The sequence below is a fragment of the Streptomyces sp. NP-1717 genome (genome assembly GCF_022695985.1).
Taxonomy (GTDB): domain Bacteria; phylum Actinomycetota; class Actinomycetes; order Streptomycetales; family Streptomycetaceae; genus Streptomyces.
This window is the reverse complement of sequence record NZ_JAAPBF010000027.1, coordinates 36,882-57,506: the sequence shown is the minus strand read 5'-3', so window position 1 is coordinate 57,506 and position 20,625 is coordinate 36,882. Positions and strand designations below refer to the sequence as shown.

Genomic DNA, 20,625 nt, shown 5'->3' with positions numbered 1-20,625 from the left:
AGGATGTCCGCCGCCTTTCCGACGAGGGTGACCGGGACGCCGGCGCGCGCCGCGACATCGGGCAGTTGCCGGGTGTGGTCGAGCTCCACGCCCAGATGCCGCACCTGGAGGCCGTCGTTGCGGTAGAAGCCGGTGGCCGGGGTGTCCAGGCCCACGGTGCCGCCGTCGCCGTCCCGTACGTACGCGGTGAGCGCCCCGTCCGCGTGGCCGCCGACGGCGATCACACGGGCGACCGGCGCGACGGCCCGCACCGTACGGGCGATGGCGAGGACGCGGTCGAAGGACATGTCGTCCAGTCGCCCGGAGGCGTTCCAGTTGATGCCGGGGTCGGCCTCCAGGTTGTCGTGGACCAGGACGGCGCCGTCGACGAGCAGGAGCGGCTGACCCGCCAGGGGTTCGACAAGGTGCCCCGCCGACTTCAGCGCGCCGCTCACCTCCTCCAGATGCCCGGCGAGCGGGGCCACCGTGACCCGGCTGAAGTCCGCGCCCATCATGGTCTGGTGCCCGGCGAACGTGTCCGCCCCGGGGTAGCCGAGAGCGGCCCGGCCCGCGGCGACGGGGCGGGCCGTCCGCCGGGCGAGATCCGGGTGGGGGTGGATCAGGCCGAGGCCCAGCGCCCCGAGCGCGGGCAGCCGGAGCGGTCGGCCCAGTGTCGCGCGGCAGTGGTCGAGTACATGCCCGCAGGTGTCGGCGGTGAGGTCGCCGGGCCGCAGCGTCCCCGCGTCCGGCATCGCGCCGACACCGAATCCGTCGATCACGACGATCACGGTCGTGCTCATGGCTCTGGCTCCTTACCGGGCCCGGCCCTGGGCGTCGTACAGGCCGGTCAGCCGGGGCTCTCCGGTGGAGAGCCCCGCGACGACCGCGACGGTCGAGCGGGTGACGAAGATCTGGGTGCGGAAGGCGAGTACGGCGGTGTCCCCGACCTGAACGGCCGCGGCGTGGGTGGGGAGTTGGAGCAGCCGGTAGTAGTCGATGTTCTCCGCGGGTGCGTCCTGCACGGGCAGCCGCAGCCCGGTGCGCGGCAGCAGCGCGTCCCCGATGTGCGCACGCGGATAGAAGCCGCCGCCGTGGATCGCGGGCCGTCCGTCGGCGAGGGTGTGGGCGACCTCGCTGACGTACACGTAGGCGGGGCGTTCGGGCTGCTGGTGGTCGACCGCGTGCAGCGGGGTCGTCCCGGTGAGGGCGTGGCCCGGCTCGCCGTGCGTGGCGCCCAGCTCGGCGAGGAGCGGAAGAGACGCCATGGAGGTGGCACTGGGCGCGCTGAGCTTCAGCGCTTCATGCCCACGCGCCGCCAGCAACTCACGTGCCTTGATCGCGAGTTGAAAGTTCTGAGTCGGGGCCAGTGCACCCGTCGACGGATCGCACAGAACACAGGGGAACGCGGTGACGCCCGCGATCCTGATGCCCGGCAACGTCTCCGCCGCCGCCGCGAAGTCGTCCAGGCCGGCGAACGGCACACCGCCTTCCTGCCCCGGATACACCTTGTCGGTGCCCTCGAGACGGACGAGTACGTCCTGGACGAGGCCGAGTCGCCGGGCGGCGTCCGACACGGCGCGGGCGTTGGCAAGGTCGAAGACGGTCACCGTCTCAGGCCGCCACCCCAGCATCTCGGGCAGCTGACGCGGCGGGATCTGTACGAGGTGGCCGAGGTTGCCGGCCCGTGCCCCCGCGTCGTGCAGCACCCGCGCCTCGTACGGGTCGATCGCGGCGAACCGGGGGATGTGCCGGGCGATCGCCCGGATCAGCGCCGGATTGCGGCCGATCTGCTTGACCACGAACCAGAGCGAGAGACCGAGCCGCTCGGCCTCACCGGCCAGCAGCGCGGCATTGGCCTCCACGGTGTCGGCGTCGACCACGTACGTGTCGGGCGGGACGGCGCCGGAACGGTGCAGCGAGGCCGCCACGTCGACGAGTGCGGGGTTGCGGGTCAGGACGGCGTCCAGGAACACGGTCAGTCCTTCAGGTCGTGCAGCGAACGGCGGAGGATCTCGATCACCAGATCGGCGCCGGCCCGCATGGGGTTGATCCGCACCGTCCGGTCGGCGAGTTCCGGAGCGTCGTCGAGGGACGAGCTGGACATCCGGTAGAAGAGCGGGGCGATCTCGTAGCGGGAGTTGGAGCCTACGGGGTACGGCGCGGCGCCATACCGCGCCGCCACGGCGGGCAGTTCACGTGCTACGGGGCGGTTCAGGCGCACGAGCAGACAGCGGTCCTGAGCGTTGGCGATCCGCACCTCCGCAACGCCCGGTACCTCGCCGGCGGTGAGCCGGTCGGCGATCTCCGAGCCGACCTGGGACTGGACGGCCCACATCACGGGGACGTGGGTGAGGGCGCGCAGCGCGTCGAGCGCCTGGTGGCCCTGCACCTGCCCGCCGCCCGAGTAGTTGTCGGCGCGTACGCGCTCCACGACGTCAGCCGCCCCGACGACGGCGCCGACCCCCTCGGGCCCGTGCAGCTTGAACAGTGAGAAGCACGAGGCGTCGGCGCCGAGCTCAACTCCCGACAACGGTGCGCGCATTACCGCGTAATTGTCATCCACGATCGTGCGCACCCCTGCGGCGCGGCAGGCGGCGAGAACGCCTCCGGCGTCGTACGAGTCGGCGAGCCGCTGCCTGCTGTGCTGGACGTACGCCCACCCGAACTCACCCGAGTCCAGGGCCCCGCGCAGCGCGGCGTCGTCGTTGAAGTCGGCCTCGACGGTGCGGACTCCGAGACCGCGCAGCGTCACAGCGGTCGTGCGGTAGACCGGAGCCCGGTGAATCAGCAGCGGGTCACCGCGCCCGGCGGCGGCCTGGAGCGCCGCCCGGATGGCGCCCGTGCCCGCGCCCTGCACGAGCGCGGCGTCCTCGGCGCCGAAGAAGTCGGCCAGCACCGACTCCACCCGCGCGGTGGTACGGGGCCGGCCGAGGTCCGGCACCACACCCGCGTCCGCCTCGAACAGTTGCTGACCCTCGAAACGCGCGGCGGTGCACTCCAGCAGCCTGAACTGCATCCGCACCGCGGCGTCCAGCGGGATCGTCGCCAGCGGGTAGGTCCGCGGCAGTGGGACGGACATCTCAGTTCTCCTTCGTGTCCGCGCCGGTCAGGAACCGGAGCGGATTGCGCCGTGTCATCAGATCGATCAGGTCCTCGTCCACGCCCGCCGCGCGCACCCGGGGCAGGAAGGACCGGAAGAGATGCCCGTACCCCTCGCCCCCCTCCGACCGCAGATAGGCGTGCCGGGAGATGTCGCAGCTGAGCAGGACGCGGTCCGCGTGGCCGGCCTCCACCAGCGCGAGCAGGAGACGCAGCCGCGTGGTGTCGCTCTGGTAGCTCTCCTTGCCGACGGTGTCGAACGCGACGTACGCGCCGCTCGCCGCCAGCTCACGGTGCACCGCCGGAGCGTCGAGAAGATCCTGGTGCCCCACCGAGATCCGGTGCGGCGGCAGTCCGGCGCCGGTGAGCAGTTCAAGCTGGGCGCGGCCGCCGTGACCGAGCTGGGCGTGGGTGGCGACCGAGAGGCCGGTGGCGACGGCGGCGTGCGCCGAGGCCAGCAGCACGCGTGTCTCGGGCTCGCTCGGCACCTCACCGTGGCTGCCGATCTCGCCGAGTACGCCGGGCCGGATCCCGGTGTCGCCGAAGCCGTCACGGATCTCCCGTACGAGAATCGCCGTCAGCTCCCCGACGTCGGCCCCGTCCGCCTCCGCCGGGTGGAACGGCTCGTAGTACCAGCCCGTGGCGGCCACCACCGGCACCCCGGACTCCTCGGAGATCCGGGCCAGGGCCTGCGGCCGGCGGCCCATGCCGCGACAGGTCAGCTCGACGACCAGGCCGAGGCCGTACTCCTCGCGCAGGTGCGCCAGTTCCGTGGTGACGGCGGGCCCGTGCCGGTCCGCGTGGAGAACCGCCGCGCCGTCCCCGGTGCGGTCGAGGTCGAGGACCAGGTGCTCATGGGCGAGCGCCGGGCCGCGTACGGCGGAGACGGGCAACGTGCCGGTGACGGTGCGCAGATGGCGTGGATGGTGTGCATCGCCGGGGTGCTGCTGCATGGCGCGGGGCCTTCCTGTGTCGTGCGTGTTCGCCGCGGTGGTCCTTGGGCGCCGCCGCCTATCCCTTGATCGGCGTGAACAGGTCCAGCCAGTAGAGGATGTTCAGCAGTACGCCGCCGACGATCACCGCAGCGGGTGCGGCCGCCATCCGCACCACCGGGCGGCCCATCGACTCGTTGAGCAGATAGAGCCCGCCGACTATGAGGATGCCCAGGCCCCCTCCCATGACGTTGGCGGCCATCAGCGAACCGAAGAGGATCGCGAGACCCAACGCGTCACCGATCGCGCTCCGCAGATGCTCGGAGGAGTCACGCACGCTCGGCAGCTTCCCGAGGACCCTGCCGATCGCGGAGAGCGCCAGCACCTCCAGCGCGAAGACCGCCGCGCCGACGACGACGGCGATGAACGGGTTCGGCATGAGGTAGCCGATGGGGTAGACGAAAGTGAAGCCGGCGATGCCGTACGCGCCGGAGGCGAGCGCCGTCGTCGCGATCAGCGGCACGAAGCCGAACGCCCGGTAGAAGTCCACCTGGGCGGCCTCCGCGTAGTCGCCCTTGGCGATCAGGAAGCTCGTCGCCTCGCCGCCGCCGAAAACGTGCGACTGGGCCAGCACGCAGACACCCGCGCCGAGCAGCATGAAGAGCGGCAGGTGACGGCGCAGCCGCAGCGCGCTCGCGCTGAACAGCGAGGCCATCGGATCCTCCGCGTCGTCCGCCGCCCCGTTCTTCAACTCCGGGGTCACGCCGCCCGCTGCCGCCGTCTTCGCGGCCTCGGCCCGGTCCGACTTCCGCTGCGCCAGGTCCTTGTTGACGGCGAAGCCGATGAGCGTCAGAACTCCGACGGCCATGGCGATGGAGCCGGGGAAGATGTCGGGCCAGATCTTCATCGTCATCACGACGAGCGCCAGCTCGACGACCGCGGCGATGCCGCCCCGTAGCCGCCCGAACTGCTTGGTGATGGCCAGCACCGGGAAGAGCGTGAACAGGAACAGGATCGGCGTCGACATCTGCTGGAGCGCGGTCAGGAAGTCGACGGGCAGGTCGTGCGCGACGCTGTTGGCCCCGTTCAGGCCGAACACGACCACGGCGCCCCACGCGCCGCCGAGCAGCGGCGCGATCCACTTCTTCGGCGACAGGATGCCGAGGATGTCGGTGGGCAGGAAGACGAGCCACGGGTTGAGCACGCCGGTGGACAGCGCCATGGGCGCGCCCAGGCCGAAGATGAAGCCGGCCGAGAGACCGAAGGACACTGCGGTGGTGGCGCTGCGCGTGGACCGCCCCTGGATGAAGTCCAGCATGAAGGGGCGCACACCGTCGTTGAAGACGGCCAGTGCCATATGAGAGATGAACGCGGTCAGCGCACACAGCGCTATCACGGTCAGTTGCTGTGCCAGCGAGAGTTCGAGGTCGGTCGAACTCGCTGCGAGGACGCTGTTCACGGGATTCACTCCTCAGTGCCCGGCGGGGGCCTGGCCCGGCGCGGGGTCTTACGAGGTCTGTCGAGCCCTTCCGGCTCGTACGGGGCCGTCAGCCGCGCGCGGCGATGGCGCGGGCCATGAGCGGGGCGATCACGTCGATCTGGTCGACGGCGAAGCCGAAGACCTTCTTGCCTTCCGTAAGGAGGGCGTTCACCTCGACCTCCGTGGGGACGGAGCGGCCGAAGGTGTGGCAGGCGGGCTTGCCGAGCAGTCCGACGAGGACGCCGAGGGAGGCGCCGGCGCCGGTGTGGCAGGTGCCGAGGAAGTAGTCGGCCTGGCCGCCGCGCAGCTTCATCGCGGCGTCCATGTCGTTGGAGACAGTGATCTCGATTCCGTCGAGACCGAGCTTCTTGACGGTCTCCGTGACCTCGGCCTTGCCGACGCCACCGGTGAGGATCTTCGTCATGGCTGGTTCCTTCTCATGTCTCGTGCCGTGGGGGCGAGTTCTGGTCGAGCAGGGCGAGGTGCAGTCCGAGGAAGTTGATCTCGGAGTCGGGGAGGGGCGCGCCGAGTTCCGAGGCCGCGCGTACGGAGACGGCGCGGGCCCGTGCCACCGCGTCCGGGTGTCCGGCGAGTTCGGCGGTGATCTCGGAGTCCGTGGGGAATTCCGCGATCGGCTCGCCGTTGAGCAACCTGGTGAGGGCCATCATGAGATGACTGGTGAGTGTGCCCGCCGTCTCCTCGGTGACGGTGCGGCCCTCGGCGTCCAGGGCGTCCAGCTCGGCGGTCACGAACGCGGCGATCTCGGGCCGGACCTGACCGCTCTCGCGGAACAGTTTGATGCGCAGGGCGAGCTGGTCGTCCATGGTGTTCCCTTCACCCTCGAATACGACAGTAACCAGGATTTTGGATTTTGAGCAGAGGCTCGGCTTCCCCTTTTTCTCGGCAGGAGGGCGGGCCGGGCCCGCCCCGACGGGGCGGGCGAAAGTGGTCAGTAGGACGGGGCGCGCTCACCCCGCAACACCTCGGCCTGGCAGGTGGTGATTACCGACAGGTCGAGGGAGTCGCGTACGGCGCCGAGCGCCTTCGCCCCCTCGGTCCTTCCGATGATCGCGGCGCTCGAGTTGCGCAGGGACAGGTCCCGGGTGACCTCGTCGCCCAGCGGCAGTACGTCCACGCCGGCCCCGAGCCGGTCCTGCACCTCGTCGAGATTCCACAGGGTCGCGTCGACACGGTCGTGCGCGAACAGATCACGCAGCTGCATGTACGACGCCTCGACCCACTCGATGTCCGAGCGTCCGGCGAAGACCCGCTCCGCGAGTATGCGCTGGTCCTCGGAGGCGTGGTCGACGGCCACGCGCAGCCCCTTCGTCTCCAGGGCGGCGCCGTGCCGCAGCAGCAGTCCGTGCGCCCCCACGTACGTCGCGGGCCCGAGGTCCGCGACGAGTTCCACGGGGCGCTCCTCGATCAGCCGGTCGGCGGCGAAGCGGGAGAGGACGACGAGGTCGACCTTGCCCTCGATCAGGGCGGTGGTGCGGGCCCCGGCGCCGCGCATGAACGTGATCGCGAACGGTGCCCCGGCTTCTTCGAACGCGGCGCGCAGCCCGGTCGCCAGGCCCTCGTACCGGTGCGAGTACGGCAGCGGCATCGCCGCCAGCAGTGTGCCGAGTCCGGAGAGCCGCCAGAGGACCGACCGGTCGGAGTGGACGAGGAACGTGCCGAGGTGCCCGCGCGCGGTTGTCCGGATCGCCCCCGCGCTCTCCAGGAGCTGGAGAGCCGCCTGCACCGTGCCGTTGCCGACGCCCAGTTCTTCGGCGAAGTCACGCACGCGGGGCAGGCGGGTGTCCGGCTCGTGGTCGAGCAGCAGGACGGCGAGCTGCTGGGCGGTGAGGCCGTTGCGGGTCAGGAAGCGTTCGTCGAAGCCGGTCACAGAAGGGACAGTAACCAGGATTCTGGATACTGACAAGACTGTCTTGAAGGAGACTTTTCCGTCGGGTCAATGCTCCTGCGGTCAGCTCTCGGCCGACCTCGATGTCCTCGGTAACGAAAGGGCGGTCCGCGGCGCGCCGCAGGGACCGCCCGCACCCGCCGTGGTCAGGGTGTACGTGCGATGAGATAGCGGAAGACGTTGGGCATCCAGACGGTGCCGTCGCGCCGGACGTGCGGGTGCAGTGCCTCCGCTATCTCCTTCTCCACCTGGGACTGGTCCGTCGCCCGCACCGCCGCGTCGAACACCCCCGTCGACATCAGGCCGCGCAGCGCGCTCTCCATCCCCGCGTAACCGAACGGGCAGGACACACGGCCCGAGCCGTCGGGCTTCAGTCCGGCCCGCGCCGCCACGTCCTCCAGATCGTCCCTGCGCGGCGGGCGGTAGCCGCCGCCCTTCCGCAGCCGTTCGGTGAGCCGCCCCGCGACCCGCAGGACGGCGGACGTCGCGCAGCGCTCCTGCGGTCCCCAGCCGGCCAGGACCACGGGAGTGCCGCGGTCCGCCATCGGCACCGCCTCCGCCAGCGCGGGTCCGAGCCCGTCCGAATCGCCGGCGGCGACACCGATGGGCTGGAACGCCGTGATCACGTCGTACGAGGGCCGCTCTGCTTCCATGACGGCCGTGGCGCCGCCCGTGAGTACGCGCGCCCCCGCCCGGCCGCCGAATGGCCCGGACGCGCCGCTCCCGGCCCTCACGGGCGCCGTGGAGGGCGCCGCGTGCTGCATCGGGTGCGAGTCATGGACGAGCCGCTCGCGTGCCAGCGCGACACGTTCCTGGTCGGCGTCCACCCCGGTCACCTGGGCGCCCCTGGCGGTCGCGATCAGCAGCGCGAGCCCCGAGCCACAGCCGAGGCCGAGCAACCGCGTGCCGGGGCCCACCTCCAGGCGCTCGTACACCGCCTCGTAGAGCGGCACCAGCATCCGTTCCTGGATCTCGGCCCAGTCGCGGGCACGCTCGCCCGCCTCCGTAGAAGGATCTGCCGTGGCCGCCTTCACCTGCTGCTGGTGGTGCTGGACGAGCGTACGAGTCATTGATAGCGCCCCAATCCGGCCGAGAGTCCTTGTGCCCCGATTGACAGCCCCCGTGTACATGCGCGTCTTCGTCCCCCGTATGCCAGGGAACTCCGCATCCGTGCCCGCGTCCAGTGCTTCGCGGGCAATCCTTCCGCGCTCCGGTCGTGCGCCCCGGCGCACGAAAAATCGCTCTCACCGGACCTCTGTGCTCCTACGCTGCGAGCCTCCGCCGGATCGGCCCTGGCCGCGCCCCGAGCGTCGCCGCTCCGGACTTTCGTGGAGTCCGCACGGGCAAGGCGCAGCCGCGCACGCGGGGTCTGGGTACGCCTCGGTGGGAGTTGGGCCGTAAGGGTGAGGCCGGCGCGACGGGCTCTCTCGCTCTCCGGAGGCCCGCGTCGGTATCGGATGATTGCGCGCTGCCCGCCCCGACCGGGGCCGATGCCGGGGATCGGCGGCGCGCCCGATAATGTCGTTGTTGTGGTCCCGCCCTCCTGAAGAGGTCGGAGCGGCGACGCCACTGGCGCGGTCGTCCAAACGGTCGTCGGCACACATGGCCTCGATCTGGTGTACGTATTTCTCCTACGCGTCCAGGCGTAGTCGACGCTACGTACCGGCTTGTGACGAGAAGCGAGGCTTCTCCGCAGATCTACGCACCCGCCCTCGTCAGGACGCATCAACGGCAACTGACGGGTACGTGCAAAATATTTGGGATGCCCCGGAATGGAACCCGGGAGCCTTCAGGCTCGTTGTTCACGACGTGAGCACGACACCACCTGTTCTCGCCGCAGAGCTGGCGCAGGCGTGGGCCGAGATTCAGCGGTACCACACCGAGCTGCCCGATCTTGCCGCGCCCGAGTCCCTGATCGGAGAATCGTCGTCCGCCTGCGGCGCCGAGCTCTCCTTCGAGCGACTGCTTCACGAGGCAGTCCACGGCATCGCCGCTGCCCGGGGTGTCCGAGACACCTCCCGGGCAGGCCGCTACCACAACCGCCGATTCCTCGCGATCGCCGAGGAGTTGGGCCTGGACCATTCCGAGGAGCCGCATCCCAGCAGCGGTTTCTCCCTGGTCTCACTCAACCCGGAGGCGAGACGGCGCTATCGCCCCACCATCGAGCGGCTCCAGCGTGCCCTCGCGGCGCACACGGTCGCGACGACGTCCGACACCGAGCGCAGTTTCCGCGGCCCCGCCGCGCGGCACGGCTCGTCCGGCGGGGGTGTACGCGTGAAGGCGGTCTGCGACTGCGGCCGCAACGTACGCGTCGTTCCGTCGGTCCTCGCACAGGCCCCTATCGTCTGCGGCGGCTGTGGCAAGCCGTTCCGCATTCCGGAAGTGGTCGCCGCTGCGAGCTGAGCACCACCGGCGCCCCGTCCCGCCCCGGAGTCACCGCGGTCGGGCGGGGCGCGGCGCGCCTCGGGCGTGTGGCACAATGACCAGCTGTACTCGACAGTCGCACAGGACCCCTCTCTCCTCCGGCTGACGCGTCCATCGGGCACACGAGTACCGCAACCCCACGCGGCATGTCGATGTGCCCAACCACGTCAAGATCCAGGAGAGACCACTTCCGTGGCAGTCAAGATCAAGCTGAAGCGTCTGGGCAAGATCCGTTCGCCTCACTACCGCATCATCGTCGCCGACTCCCGCACCCGCCGTGACGGCCGGGCGATCGAGGAGATCGGCCTGTACCACCCGGTGCAGAACCCGTCGCGTATCGAGGTCGACTCGGACCGCGCGCGTTACTGGCTGTCCGTCGGCGCCCAGCCGACCGAGCCGGTTCTCGCGATCCTCAAGCTCACGGGCGACTGGCAGGCGCACAAGGGCCTGCCCGCCCCGGCGCCGCTGCTCCAGCCGGAGCCGAAGGCCGACAAGCGCGCCCTCTTCGAGTCTCTCGCCAAGGACGGCGAAGAGCCCAAGGGTGATGCCATCACCCCCAAGGCGAAGAAGGCGGACAAGAAGGCGGACGACGCCGACGCCGCTGCTTCGGCGTCCGCCGCTGAGCCGACCGAGGCCTGAGCATGCTCGAGGAGGCTCTCGAGCACCTCGTGAAGGGCATCGTCGACAACCCGGACGATGTGCAGGTCGCCTCGCGCACCCTGCGCCGTGGCCGTGTGCTCGAGGTACGGGTGCATCCCGACGACCTCGGCAAGGTGATCGGCCGCAACGGCCGCACCGCACGCGCCCTGCGCACCGTCGTGGGCGCGATCGGCGGCCGTGGCATCCGTGTCGACCTCGTCGACGTGGATCAGGTCCGCTGACACAGTTGTGAACCGGCACCGGCCGGGGAGGGCCACCGCCCTCCCCGGTCTTTGTCGTCTTCGCGGCGGCGCGGGAGAGGCACGCCGCCGCGTCCCTCCGCCGCCGCGCCGACGCCGAAGTAGCCACAGAAGCCGCAGAAGTTGGAGAACAGGGACGTGTGCAAGTGCAGTTGGTAGTCGCGCGGATCGGCCGTGCCCACGGCATCAAGGGCGAGGTCACCGTCGAGGTGCGTACGGACGAGCCGGAGCTGCGGCTCGGCCCCGGAGCCGTACTGGCCACCGAACCGGCCTCCACGGGACCCCTGACGATCGAGACGGGCCGGGTGCACAGCGGCAGGCTCCTGCTGCGCTTCGCCGGGGTGAGCGACCGTACGGCCGCCGAGGCCCTGCGCAATACCCTGCTCATCGCCGAGGTGGACCCGGAGGACATGCCGGAGGACCCTGACGAGTACTACGACCACCAGCTCATGGACCTGGACGTCGTCCTGGCGGATGGCACGGAGGTCGGCCGGATCACCGAGATCACCCACCTCCCGTCGCAGGATCTGTTCATCGTGGAGCGCCCCGACGGCAGCGAGGTCATGATCCCCTTCGTGGAGGAGATCGTGACCGAGATCGATCTGGTGGAACAGCGGGCCGTGATCGACCCGCCGCCCGGCCTCATCGACGACAACGCGGTGGTCGCCGCCCCCACCGACAGCGCCGACAGCTCCGAGGACGACAGCCCCGGTGGCGACGACACCGCCGGCGACGGCCCCGACGGCGCGGCCAGGGGCGGGTCGACATGACCTGCGCCGACACGCTGCGGGCCGACGTGATCACGATCTTCCCGGAGTACCTCGAACCGCTGAACGTGTCCCTCGTCGGCAAGGCACGCGCGCGTGGCCGCCTCGACGTCCAGGTCCACGACCTCCGGGAGTGGACGTACGACCGGCACAACACGGTCGACGACACCCCGTACGGCGGCGGCCCGGGCATGGTCATGAAGACCGGCCCCTGGGGTGACGCCCTCGACGAGGCGATCGCTGACGGCTACGAGGCGGGCGCCCACGGCCCCGTCCTGGTCGTTCCCACCCCCAGCGGCCGCCCGTTCACCCAGGAGCTCGCCGTCGAGCTCTCCGAGCGGCCCTGGCTGCTCTTCGCGCCGGCCCGGTACGAGGGCATCGACCGCCGCGTCGTCGACGAGTACGCGACCCGGATGCCGGTGTACGAGGTGTCCATCGGCGACTACGTCCTCGCCGGCGGCGAGGCGGCCGTGCTGGTCATCACGGAGGCCGTCGCACGGCTTCTCCCGGGCGTCCTGGGCAACGCTGAGTCCCACCGTGACGACTCGTTCGCCCCCGGAGCGATGGCCGATCTGCTCGAGGGTCCCGTCTACACGAAGCCCCCGGAATGGCGAGGCCGCGCCATCCCGGACATTCTGCTCAGCGGTCATCACAGCAAGATCGCGCGGTGGCGTCGGGACGAGGCTTTCCGTCGTACGGCGCTCAACAGGCCCGACATGATCGAGCGTTGCGACGCGGCGGCCTTCGACAAGAAGGACCGCGAGACGCTCTCCATCATGGGCTGGGCCCCGGAGCCCGGTGGCCGATTTTGGCGCAGGCCGGGGGCCGTGGAAGAATGAGCCGCTGCCGTACGTCCGGTGCGCGCCCCTGCCACAGGGGGAACGACGCCCACCCGACGAGAACGGCGCTCCGAACTTTCCTTATCGACATTCCGTTGATGACCTGTGGCATCAGCGAGGAAGCAGACCATCATGGCTCACCTGCTCGACACCGTCGACGCGGCGTCGCTGCGCAGCGACCTCCCCGCGTTCCGTCCCGGCGACACCGTGAACGTCCACGTACGTGTCATCGAGGGCAACCGCTCCCGTATCCAGCAGTTCAAGGGTGTTGTCATCCGCCGCCAGGGCTCGGGCGTCCGCGAGACCTTCACGGTCCGCAAGGTCTCCTTCTCCGTCGGCGTCGAGCGCACCTTCCCGGTGCACAGCCCGATCTTCGAGAAGATCGAGCTCGTCAGCCGTGGTGACGTACGTCGCGCCAAGCTCTACTACCTCCGTGAGCTGCGCGGCAAGGCCGCGAAGATCAAGGAGAAGCGCGACAACTGAGCCCCGGCTCGAATCTCGCGCATGGTTCCACCGGACGGCCGGATAAGCTCTGAGCCCGATGGACACCGGACCACAGCACTCGGAGCGCGACCCTTCTTCCACACCCGCCACAGGGAAGGAAGAGGGGTCGCGCTCCGTGCGTATGCCAGGCCCCCGGGAATTCCTGAAGGCCATGCCCTGGCGCCGGGCCGCGGTGCTGGGCGTGCTCGGCACGGCCTCTCTCCTGCTGTTCAGTGCCTTCGTCGTACAGCCCTTCCTGATCCCCAGCGGCTCCATGGAGCCGGGTCTCCAGGTCGGGGACCGCGTGCTGGTCAACAAGTTGGCGTACCGTTTCGGTACCGAACCGCGGCGCGGCGATGTGGTCGTCTTCGACGGCACCGGCTCCTTCGTCCAGGAACCGGCGGGGGAGAACCCCCTCACCGGGCTCGCACACGGGGCGGCCGCGGCCCTCGGTCTCGCCGAGCCCGCCGAGACCGATTTCGTGAAGCGCGTGGTGGGCGTGGGAGGCGACCGGGTGGTCTGCTGCGACGAGGGGGGCAAGGTCGAGGTGAACGGCCGGGCGATCGAAGAGCGGTACGTGTACTTCGGCGACGCGCCGTCCAGCGCGCCCTTCGACATCGTCGTGCCCTCCGGGACCCTCTGGGTGATGGGCGACCACCGCAGCAACTCCCGCGACTCACGTGACCACTTGGGCGAGCCCGGCGGCGGCACGGTGCCCGTGGACAAGGTCATCGGGCGGGTGGACTGGATCGGGTGGCCGCTCGGCCGCTGGACCTCGCTGGAGCCCACCGACGCCTTCAGCGGCGTACGGGACCCGGACGGCGCCCATGGGTAACCGAGGACGGCCCGGGGGCCACCGGGCCGACACCCGGCTGCCGACAGGCACCAGACCCACGACAGGACGCGCCCTGCCCGGGCGCGCGGAACGGCGCAGACTCGCCCGCAAGGTGAAGCGGCGCCGCCGCCGTTCCGCGATGACGGAGATCCCGCTCCTGATCGGTGTGGCGCTCCTGATCGCCCTCGTACTGAAGACGTTCCTCGTCCAGGCCTTCGTGATCCCCTCCGGATCCATGGAGCAGACGATCCGGATCGACGACCGGGTGCTCGTCGACAAGCTGACGCCCTGGTTCGGCTCCCGCGCCGAGCGCGGCGACGTCGTGGTGTTCAAGGACCCCGGCGGCTGGCTGCAGGAGGAGACAGAGGTACCCCCGGACGACCCGGTCGTTGTCAAGCAGGTGAAGCAGGCCCTCACCTTCATCGGACTGCTGCCGTCCGCCGACGAGCAGGACCTGATCAAGCGCGTCGTCGCCGTGGGCGGCGACACCGTGAAGTGCTGCGACAAGGACGGGCGCATCGTCGTCAACGGGGTACCGCTGACGGAGCCGTATCTGAATCCCGGCAACCCGCCGTCGAAGCTCGACTTCGAGGTGAAGGTGCCGACGGGGCGGATCTTCGTGATGGGCGACCACCGGTCGAACTCGGCCGATTCGCGCTTCCATCTCGACGAGGAGTTCCGCGGCACCGTCTCGGAGGACGAGGTCGTCGGACGGGCCGTGGTCATCGCCTGGCCGCTGGGCCACTGGCGGCGCCTGGAGGAGCGGGCGACGTACGCCTCCGTACCGGACGCGCGCGCCGCACCGACCACGGCGCTCGGCCCGTCGAATAGTGTGTCCTCTCAGGATCCGAACGGAATAATCCTGCTCCCGACCCCTGCGGAACTCCCGCTCGTTATGGGAGTAGTGGGCCTGCTCCGTCTCCGGAGCGGGCAGTTGCACGGAGTGAGGAGTGGATGTGGGGGATTTGGCCGTCGGCGCACGATCCGGACACGGTGAGCCCGAGGACAGGCCCGAGCAGCTTGCCGAGCCTTCCGTCGGTTCTGCCGGTTCCGCCGCGGAGACCCCATCCGCAGGGGCGCACGCAGAGACGAAGGACCACACGGCGGAGCGGCCGGACAGCGAGCCGGACGACGACGGGGCTTCGAACGTGCCGAAGCAGCGCTCCTTCTGGAAAGAGCTGCCCCTGCTGATCGGCATCGCGCTGCTGCTCGCGCTGCTGATCAAGACCTTTCTGGTGCAGGCGTTCTCGATCCCCTCGGACTCGATGCAGGACACCCTGCAGCGCGGCGACCGGGTGCTCGTGGACAAGCTCACCCCGTGGTTCGGCGCGGAGCCCGAGCGCGGCGAGGTCGTGGTCTTCCACGACCCGGGCGGCTGGCTCGACAGCACGGAGGCGCCCGAGCCCAACGTGGCGCAGAAGTTCCTCAGCTTCATCGGCCTCATGCCGTCGTCCGAGGAGAAGGACCTCATCAAGAGGGTCATCGCGGTCGGTGGCGACACGGTGGAGTGCAAGAAGGGCAGCAGCGTCCAGGTGAACGGGAAGGCGCTGGACGAGAAGTCGTACATCTTCCCCGGAAACACCGCCTGCGACGACGAGCCGTTCGGACCGATCAAGGTGCCCGACGGCCGGATCTGGGTGATGGGCGACCACCGGCAGAATTCGCTCGACTCCCGTTACCACCAGGAGCTGCCCGGTCACGGCACCGTCTCCACCGACGAAGTCGTCGGCCGCGCGATCGTCATCGCCTGGCCCCTCGACCGGCTGGCGACGCTTCCGGTGCCGGACACGTTCGACCAGCAGGGGCTCAACGCGGCGGCCGTCGCGACGGCGGCGGCGCCGCCCGTGCTCGGCCTCGCCGGCGCCCTGCCGCTGGTGTTCTGGCGCAGGCGGAGGCTGACCGGCGGCCGTACCGCCGGGTAGGGTGCCGTCCCAGATCGTCGATCCGGCGATGATCATTCTCCGGGACGGGGGACGGCTGGGATGAGCGGGACAGGACGTACGAACAGCGGCCACGGCCGCCTCGGCAGTGTGCTGTCGGGGCTGGCCGTGGCCGTCGGCTGTGTGCTCTTCCTCGGCGGTTTCGTCTGGGGAGCGGTGGAGTACCAGCCCTACACCGTGCCGACGGACTCGATGGACCCGACGGTGAAGGCCGGCGACCGGGTCCTGGCGCAGCGGATATCCGGCGACGAGGTCCGGCGCGGCGATGTCGTGGTCTTCAAGGACGCCCAGTGGGGCGACATGCCGATGGTGAAGCGGGTCGTCGGTGTCGGGGGCGACAAGGTCGCCTGCTGCGACGACAAGGGGCGCCTGAGCGTCAACGGGAAGTCGATCGAGGAACCGTATGTGGGGCGGATGCCGGGCGGGCTCGCGTCGACCACCGGTTTCGGGGCGACGGTCCCGAAGGGACAGCTGTTCCTGCTCGGTGACGAGCGCAGCGGGTCGCTGGACTCGCGCGTCCACCTCCAGGACCAGGGGCAGGGATCGGTGCCGCGCTCGACGGTGACGGCGCGGATCGACGCCGTGGCGTGGCCGCCGGGCGGCCTGATCGAACGTCCGGACGCGTTCGCGGCACTGCCCGGCGGGGTGTCGGAGCCGGGGCCCGTGACGCTGGTGCTGGGCTCCGTGGTCCTCGGCGCGTTGCTGATCCTGGGCGGCGCGGCCTACGGGCCGGTCGCACAGCGGCTGAGCCGGCGGCGTACGGGGCCGACGGGGCGGACCGACGGGGAGGTGCCGACCGTTGTCCGGTGAGGTGCTGAGGAAGGTCTCACGGGTCGTCCTTCTCGACCCGGACGACCGCATCCTCCTGATGCACGGCTACGAGCCCGACGACCCCTCGAAGGACTGGTGGTTCACGCCAGGAGGCGGTCTGGAGGGCGACGAGACGCGGCAGGAGGCCGCGCTGCGCGAGCTGGCCGAGGAGACGGGCATCACGGAGGTCGAGCTCGGGCCGGTCCTCTGGCGGCGTACCTGCTCCTTCCCGTTCGACGGGCGGCGCTGGGACCAGGACGAGTGGTACTTCCTGGCACGTACGGCGCAGACCGAGACCACCGTCGAGGGGCTGACGGAGCTGGAGCGGCGCAGTGTCGCGGAGCTGAGGTGGTGGACCTCCGCCGAACTGTCGACGGCGCGTGAGACGGTGTACCCGACCAGGCTCGCCGGGCTGCTGCGCACGCTGCTCGACGAGGGTCCTCCGGATGCGCCGGTGCTTCTCGCCTCTGAAATCGCCTAGGGGCGTACGTGGCCGGAGCACAATAGGGGGACGTACGGCTGAAGGGGAACATGCCATGAGTGCCGAGGACCTCGAGAAGTACGAGACCGAGATGGAGCTGAAGCTCTACCGGGAGTACCGCGATGTCGTCGGTCTTTTCAAGTACGTGATCGAGACGGAACGACGTTTCTATCTCACCAATGACTACGAGATGCAGGTGCACTCGGTGCAGGGTGAGGTCTTCTTCGAGGTCTCGATGGCGGACGCGTGGGTCTGGGACATGTACCGGCCGGCCAGATTCGTCAAGCAGGTGCGGGTACTCACGTTCAAGGACGTGAACATTGAGGAGCTGAACAAGAGCGACCTGGAGCTGCCGGGCGGCTGACGCGGCTGACGCGGCTGCCCGGCCGATTCCACTGATCCGGACCGGGCGACGGACGAGCGGTGTGGTGGCTGGGGTCGGTCGGGGTTTTCGTGACGGCTGCGGCCTGTGTGACTCCTGGTGCACTGGTGGGTGACGGAGTTATCCACAACCGGTGAGTTGTCCACCGGGATCCGCACGCCCGCGGCCTCGCGCCTCAGAGTCGGTGCCGGAGGTGGTGCCGAGATGAACGCGACGGGGGCACTCGGGCGGTACGGCGAAGGGCTGGCCGCACGGCGGCTGGCGGCGGCGGGAATGACCGTGCTGCACCGCAACTGGCGGTGCGGCAGGACGGGCGAGATCGACATCGTCGCCCGCGACGGCGACGTACTGGTCGTCTGTGAGGTGAAGACCCGCCGGGAAGGCTCCTTCCAGCATCCGATGGCGGCGGTGACGCCGGTGAAGGCGGACCGGCTCAGGCGCCTCGCGGCGTGCTGGCTGGAGAAGAGCGGCGGACCGCCTCCGGGCGGCGTGCGTATCGACCTGGTCGGGGTGGTGCTGCCCAGACGCGGCGCTCCCGTCGTCGAGCACGCCCGAGGGGTGGCCTGATGGGATTCGCGCGTGCGTGCTCCGTGGCGCTGGTGGGCGTCGAGGGCGTGGTGGTGGAGGTCCAGGCGGATCTCGAACCGGGCGTGGCGGCCTTTACTCTGGTGGGGCTGCCCGACAAGAGCCTGGTGGAGAGCAGGGACAGAGTCAGGGCTGCGGTGGTGAACTCCGGCGCGGAGTGGCCGCAGAAGAAGCTCACGGTGGGCCTCAGCCCCGCCTCCGTACCCAAGTCCGGATCCGGATTTGATCTCGCTGTGGCCGTCGCCGTGCTCGGAGCGGCCGAGCGCATCGAACCGCGGGCCATCGCCGACCTGGTGCTGATCGGTGAGCTGGGGCTCGACGGCAGGGTGCGTCCGGTACGAGGCATCCTCCCGGCCGTTCTCGCCGCCGCCGAGGCGGGCTACCAACAGGTGGTCGTGCCGGAGCAGACTGCGGGCGAGGCGTCCCTGGTGCCGGGGGTGTCCGTGCTCGGCGTACGGAGCCTGCGCCAGCTCATCGCCGTACTGACCGGCGAAGCGGTGCCGGAGGAGCCCACGGGCACCGAGGAGGGGCGTCCCGATCCCATGCTCGCGGGCTTGATGGTGCCCGGCGCGGGGGTGGGGACGGGGCTGGCCGCCCGTTCCGGGCAGCAGGGCACGCACCGACCGGACCTCGCCGATGTGGCGGGACAGCGGGGAGCCCGTACGGCCCTGGAGGTCGCCGCGGCGGGCGGGCACCACCTTCTCCTTCAAGGCCCGCCCGGCGCGGGCAAGACGATGCTGGCCGAGCGGCTGCCCGCACTGTTGCCGGCGCTGACCCGACAGGAGTCCGTCGAGGTCACGGCGGTCCACTCGGTCGCCGGGATCCTGCCGCCCGGCGAGCCGCTCGTACGTACGGCGCCCTACTGCGCCCCGCATCACTCGGCGACCATGCAGTCCCTCGTCGGGGGCGGCAACGGGCTGGCGAGACCGGGAGCGGTCTCGCTGGCACACAAGGGGGTGCTCTTTCTGGACGAGGCGCCGGAGTTCTCCGGCAAGGCGCTCGACGCGCTTCGCCAGCCCCTCGAATCGGGGCAGGTGGTCATCGCGCGCAGCGCCGGAGTCGTACGACTGCCCGCACGTTTCCTGATGGTCCTCGCCGCCAACCCGTGCCCCTGCGGACGGCACACCCTGCACGGCGCCGGGTGCGAATGCCCGCCCTCGGCGATCCGCCGCTACCAGTCGCGTCTGTCCGGCCCCCTGCTCGACCGGGTCGATCTCCGGGTGGAGGTCCAGCCGGTGCACCGCGCCGATCTCATGGGCCAGGGAGGCAGGGGCGAGACGACAGCCGTCGTCGCCGAGCGGGTCGCGCGGGCCCGGCTGCGGTCGGCCCAGCGGCTGGCGGGGACGCCCTGGACGGTCAACAGCGAAGTGCCCGGGCACGAACTGCGTACCCGGTGGCTCACCGCGCCCGGTGCGCTTGACGCCGCCGAGCGGGACCTCGAACGGGGACTGCTCACGGCCCGCGGCCTCGACCGGGTCCTGCGAGTGGCCTGGACGGTCGCCGACCTCGCCGGACGCGACCGCCCGGACGCCCGGGACGTGGGTCTGGCGCTGGAACTGCGCACGGGCATCGCCCGCGGTGTCGTGGCCACGCTCGGAGAGGTGTCATGACGGCGGGAGTCACCGCCGACGAGCGGCTCGCCCGGGCCGCCCTAACGCGAGTGATCGAGCCCGGCGACGAGAACGCCGGGCGGTGGCTGTGTGAGTACGGTGCGCGAGGGCTGATGGACCGGCTCACCTCCCCCGACAGGAGCGACGGCGATGTCCTGAGGGAGGCCGGTCCACGCCGTATCAGCGGCCTCCGGGCACGGGCGAAGACAGCGGCCCCGGAGCGGGACCTGTCGGTCATCGCGGGGATCGGCGGCCGGTTCGTCTGCCCCGGGGACCGGGAGTGGCCGACGCAGCTCGACGACCTGGGCACGGCACGCCCCATCGGACTGTGGGTGCGTGGCAGGCCCGACCTGAGGCTCTGGTCCCTGCGCTCCGTCGCGATCGTGGGAGCCAGAGCCTGCACACCGTACGGGGCGCACATGGCGGCGAGCATCTCGTCGGGCCTGGCCGAACGGGGCTGGGTGGTGACGTCGGGTGCGGCGTACGGCGTCGACGGAGCCGCGCACCGGGGCGCACTCGCCTCCGACGGCGCGACCGTCGCCGTCCTGGCGTGCGGAGTCGACGTGGTCTATCCGCCCGGCCACGCGGAACTGGTGCGCCGCATCGCCGAACAGGGACTGGTCGTGGGGGAGCTGGCGCCCGGTGATCACCCGACCCGCAGCAGGTTCGTCCTCCGTAACCGGGTGATCGCCGCGCTCACCCGGGGGACGGTCGTGGTGGAGGCCGAGTACCGCAGCGGCTCGCTGGTCACCGCGCGCAGCGCGCAGCGGCTCGGGCGGTTCACCATGGGAGTGCCGGGCCCGGCGACGAGCGGGCTCTCGGCTGGGGTCCACGAACTGCTGCGCGGCGAAGGCGTGCTGGTCACGGACGCCGCCGAAGTGGCCGAATTGGTGGGGGACATGGGTGACCTCGCACCCGCCCGGCGCGGGCCCGTCCTGGCCAGAGACCTGCTCGATCCCCTCGGCGGACGAATCCTCGACGCGTTCCCCGGTCGCGGCGCACTCGGTGTGCGGGACATCGCACGGGAGACCGCGACGACGGCCGACGAGGCCCTCGGCAAGCTGTACGAGCTTCACTCCCTCGGGTTCGTACAACGGCAGGGTGACGGCTGGCAGTTGACGCCACGGACCACAAGCGGCGACGGTGCGCGGCGAGCCGGTACTTGACCAGGGGC

At 70.8% G+C, this 20,625-nt stretch carries 24 protein-coding genes; 15 read left to right on the top strand and 9 right to left on the bottom strand.

Annotated elements, in window-relative coordinates:
• The 9 genes from GXP76_RS08940 to GXP76_RS08900 all read right to left on the bottom strand — a co-directional run.
• A partial coding sequence (locus GXP76_RS08940; RefSeq protein WP_242570890.1) for a phosphopentomutase occupies positions 1-779 on the bottom strand: 779 nt, incomplete at its 3' end.
• A 12-nt stretch (positions 780-791) separates the two neighbouring features.
• The gene (locus tag GXP76_RS08935) at positions 792-1,952 is read right to left on the bottom strand and encodes an alanine racemase (RefSeq protein WP_242570889.1); all 1,161 of its coding nucleotides are present in this window, start codon (positions 1,950-1,952) and stop codon (positions 792-794) included.
• A 2-nt stretch (positions 1,953-1,954) separates the two neighbouring features.
• Positions 1,955-3,058 carry an aminotransferase class V-fold PLP-dependent enzyme gene (locus GXP76_RS08930; protein WP_242570888.1) on the bottom strand — a complete coding sequence of 368 codons (1,104 nt, stop codon included), beginning with the start codon at positions 3,056-3,058 and terminating at the stop codon, positions 1,955-1,957.
• A gap of 1 nt (position 3,059) precedes the next feature.
• Positions 3,060-4,031 carry a phosphotriesterase gene (locus GXP76_RS08925; protein WP_242570887.1) on the bottom strand — a complete coding sequence of 324 codons (972 nt, stop codon included), beginning with the start codon at positions 4,029-4,031 and terminating at the stop codon, positions 3,060-3,062.
• Between the two features lie 58 nt (positions 4,032-4,089).
• The gene (locus GXP76_RS08920; protein WP_374360286.1) at positions 4,090-5,367 is read right to left on the bottom strand and encodes a YhfT family protein; all 1,278 of its coding nucleotides are present in this window, start codon (positions 5,365-5,367) and stop codon (positions 4,090-4,092) included.
• Positions 5,368-5,557: 190 nt separating this feature from the next.
• Positions 5,558-5,914 carry a DUF2620 domain-containing protein gene (locus GXP76_RS08915; protein WP_242570885.1) on the bottom strand — a complete coding sequence of 119 codons (357 nt, stop codon included), beginning with the start codon at positions 5,912-5,914 and terminating at the stop codon, positions 5,558-5,560.
• Between the two features lie 13 nt (positions 5,915-5,927).
• The gene (locus GXP76_RS08910; RefSeq protein WP_242570884.1) at positions 5,928-6,314 is read right to left on the bottom strand and encodes a PRD domain-containing protein; all 387 of its coding nucleotides are present in this window, start codon (positions 6,312-6,314) and stop codon (positions 5,928-5,930) included.
• A 125-nt stretch (positions 6,315-6,439) separates the two neighbouring features.
• Entirely contained in the window at positions 6,440-7,378 is a 939-nt protein-coding gene (gene yhfZ / locus GXP76_RS08905) for a GntR family transcriptional regulator YhfZ (RefSeq protein ID WP_242570883.1), read from the bottom strand.
• Positions 7,379-7,542: 164 nt separating this feature from the next.
• Complete coding sequence (locus tag GXP76_RS08900; protein WP_242570882.1) at positions 7,543-8,466, bottom strand: methyltransferase domain-containing protein; 924 nt, start codon at positions 8,464-8,466, stop codon at positions 7,543-7,545.
• 739 nt (positions 8,467-9,205) lie between these two features.
• On the opposite strand from GXP76_RS08900, the gene GXP76_RS08895 reads away from it, so the two are divergent.
• The 15 genes from GXP76_RS08895 to dprA all read left to right on the top strand — a co-directional run bounded on the left by GXP76_RS08895 (position 9,206) and on the right by dprA (position 20,617).
• The gene (locus tag GXP76_RS08895) at positions 9,206-9,799 is read left to right on the top strand and encodes a hypothetical protein (RefSeq protein WP_078074845.1); all 594 of its coding nucleotides are present in this window, start codon (positions 9,206-9,208) and stop codon (positions 9,797-9,799) included.
• 213 nt (positions 9,800-10,012) lie between these two features.
• Entirely contained in the window at positions 10,013-10,459 is a 447-nt protein-coding gene (rpsP, locus tag GXP76_RS08890) for a 30S ribosomal protein S16 (protein ID WP_242570881.1), read from the top strand.
• Positions 10,460-10,461: 2 nt separating this feature from the next.
• Positions 10,462-10,701 (top strand): RNA-binding protein, encoded by a 240-nt coding sequence (locus tag GXP76_RS08885; RefSeq protein WP_003980229.1) that lies wholly within the window; start codon positions 10,462-10,464, stop codon positions 10,699-10,701.
• Between the two features lie 164 nt (positions 10,702-10,865).
• Complete coding sequence (gene rimM / locus GXP76_RS08880) at positions 10,866-11,489, top strand: ribosome maturation factor RimM (RefSeq protein ID WP_242570880.1); 624 nt, start codon at positions 10,866-10,868, stop codon at positions 11,487-11,489.
• Between the two features lie 14 nt (positions 11,490-11,503).
• Entirely contained in the window at positions 11,504-12,325 is an 822-nt protein-coding gene (trmD, locus tag GXP76_RS08875) for a tRNA (guanosine(37)-N1)-methyltransferase TrmD (RefSeq protein WP_242570899.1), read from the top strand.
• 132 nt (positions 12,326-12,457) lie between these two features.
• Positions 12,458-12,808 (top strand): 50S ribosomal protein L19, encoded by a 351-nt coding sequence (gene rplS, locus GXP76_RS08870; protein ID WP_023538359.1) that lies wholly within the window; start codon positions 12,458-12,460, stop codon positions 12,806-12,808.
• A 58-nt stretch (positions 12,809-12,866) separates the two neighbouring features.
• Positions 12,867-13,643 carry a signal peptidase I gene (gene lepB, locus GXP76_RS08865; protein WP_242570879.1) on the top strand — a complete coding sequence of 259 codons (777 nt, stop codon included), beginning with the start codon at positions 12,867-12,869 and terminating at the stop codon, positions 13,641-13,643.
• Positions 13,636-14,640, top strand: coding sequence for a signal peptidase I (gene lepB, locus GXP76_RS08860; RefSeq protein WP_242570878.1), 1,005 nt, complete (start codon positions 13,636-13,638; stop codon positions 14,638-14,640). Before lepB (GXP76_RS08865) ends, lepB (GXP76_RS08860) begins: the two co-directional genes overlap by 8 nt.
• Entirely contained in the window at positions 14,609-15,565 is a 957-nt protein-coding gene (lepB, locus tag GXP76_RS08855) for a signal peptidase I (RefSeq protein ID WP_242570898.1), read from the top strand. The genes lepB (GXP76_RS08860) and lepB (GXP76_RS08855) overlap by 32 nt, the downstream gene beginning before the upstream one ends.
• 60 nt (positions 15,566-15,625) lie before the next feature.
• On the top strand, positions 15,626-16,393 hold the full coding sequence (gene lepB, locus GXP76_RS08850) for a signal peptidase I (protein ID WP_242570877.1): 768 nt from the start codon (positions 15,626-15,628) through the stop codon (positions 16,391-16,393).
• Positions 16,383-16,874, top strand: coding sequence for an NUDIX hydrolase (locus GXP76_RS08845; protein WP_277993148.1), 492 nt, complete (start codon positions 16,383-16,385; stop codon positions 16,872-16,874). The genes lepB (GXP76_RS08850) and GXP76_RS08845 overlap by 11 nt, the downstream gene beginning before the upstream one ends.
• A gap of 55 nt (positions 16,875-16,929) precedes the next feature.
• The gene (locus GXP76_RS08840; protein WP_003965949.1) at positions 16,930-17,238 is read left to right on the top strand and encodes a DUF2469 domain-containing protein; all 309 of its coding nucleotides are present in this window, start codon (positions 16,930-16,932) and stop codon (positions 17,236-17,238) included.
• A gap of 222 nt (positions 17,239-17,460) precedes the next feature.
• Positions 17,461-17,823 carry a YraN family protein gene (locus GXP76_RS08835; RefSeq protein ID WP_242570876.1) on the top strand — a complete coding sequence of 121 codons (363 nt, stop codon included), beginning with the start codon at positions 17,461-17,463 and terminating at the stop codon, positions 17,821-17,823.
• Complete coding sequence (locus GXP76_RS08830; protein ID WP_242570875.1) at positions 17,823-19,451, top strand: YifB family Mg chelatase-like AAA ATPase; 1,629 nt, start codon at positions 17,823-17,825, stop codon at positions 19,449-19,451. The genes GXP76_RS08835 and GXP76_RS08830 overlap by 1 nt, the downstream gene beginning before the upstream one ends.
• Positions 19,448-20,617, top strand: coding sequence for a DNA-processing protein DprA (dprA, locus tag GXP76_RS08825; protein WP_242570874.1), 1,170 nt, complete (start codon positions 19,448-19,450; stop codon positions 20,615-20,617). Before GXP76_RS08830 ends, dprA begins: the two co-directional genes overlap by 4 nt.
• The last annotated feature ends 8 nt before the right edge of the window (positions 20,618-20,625 follow it).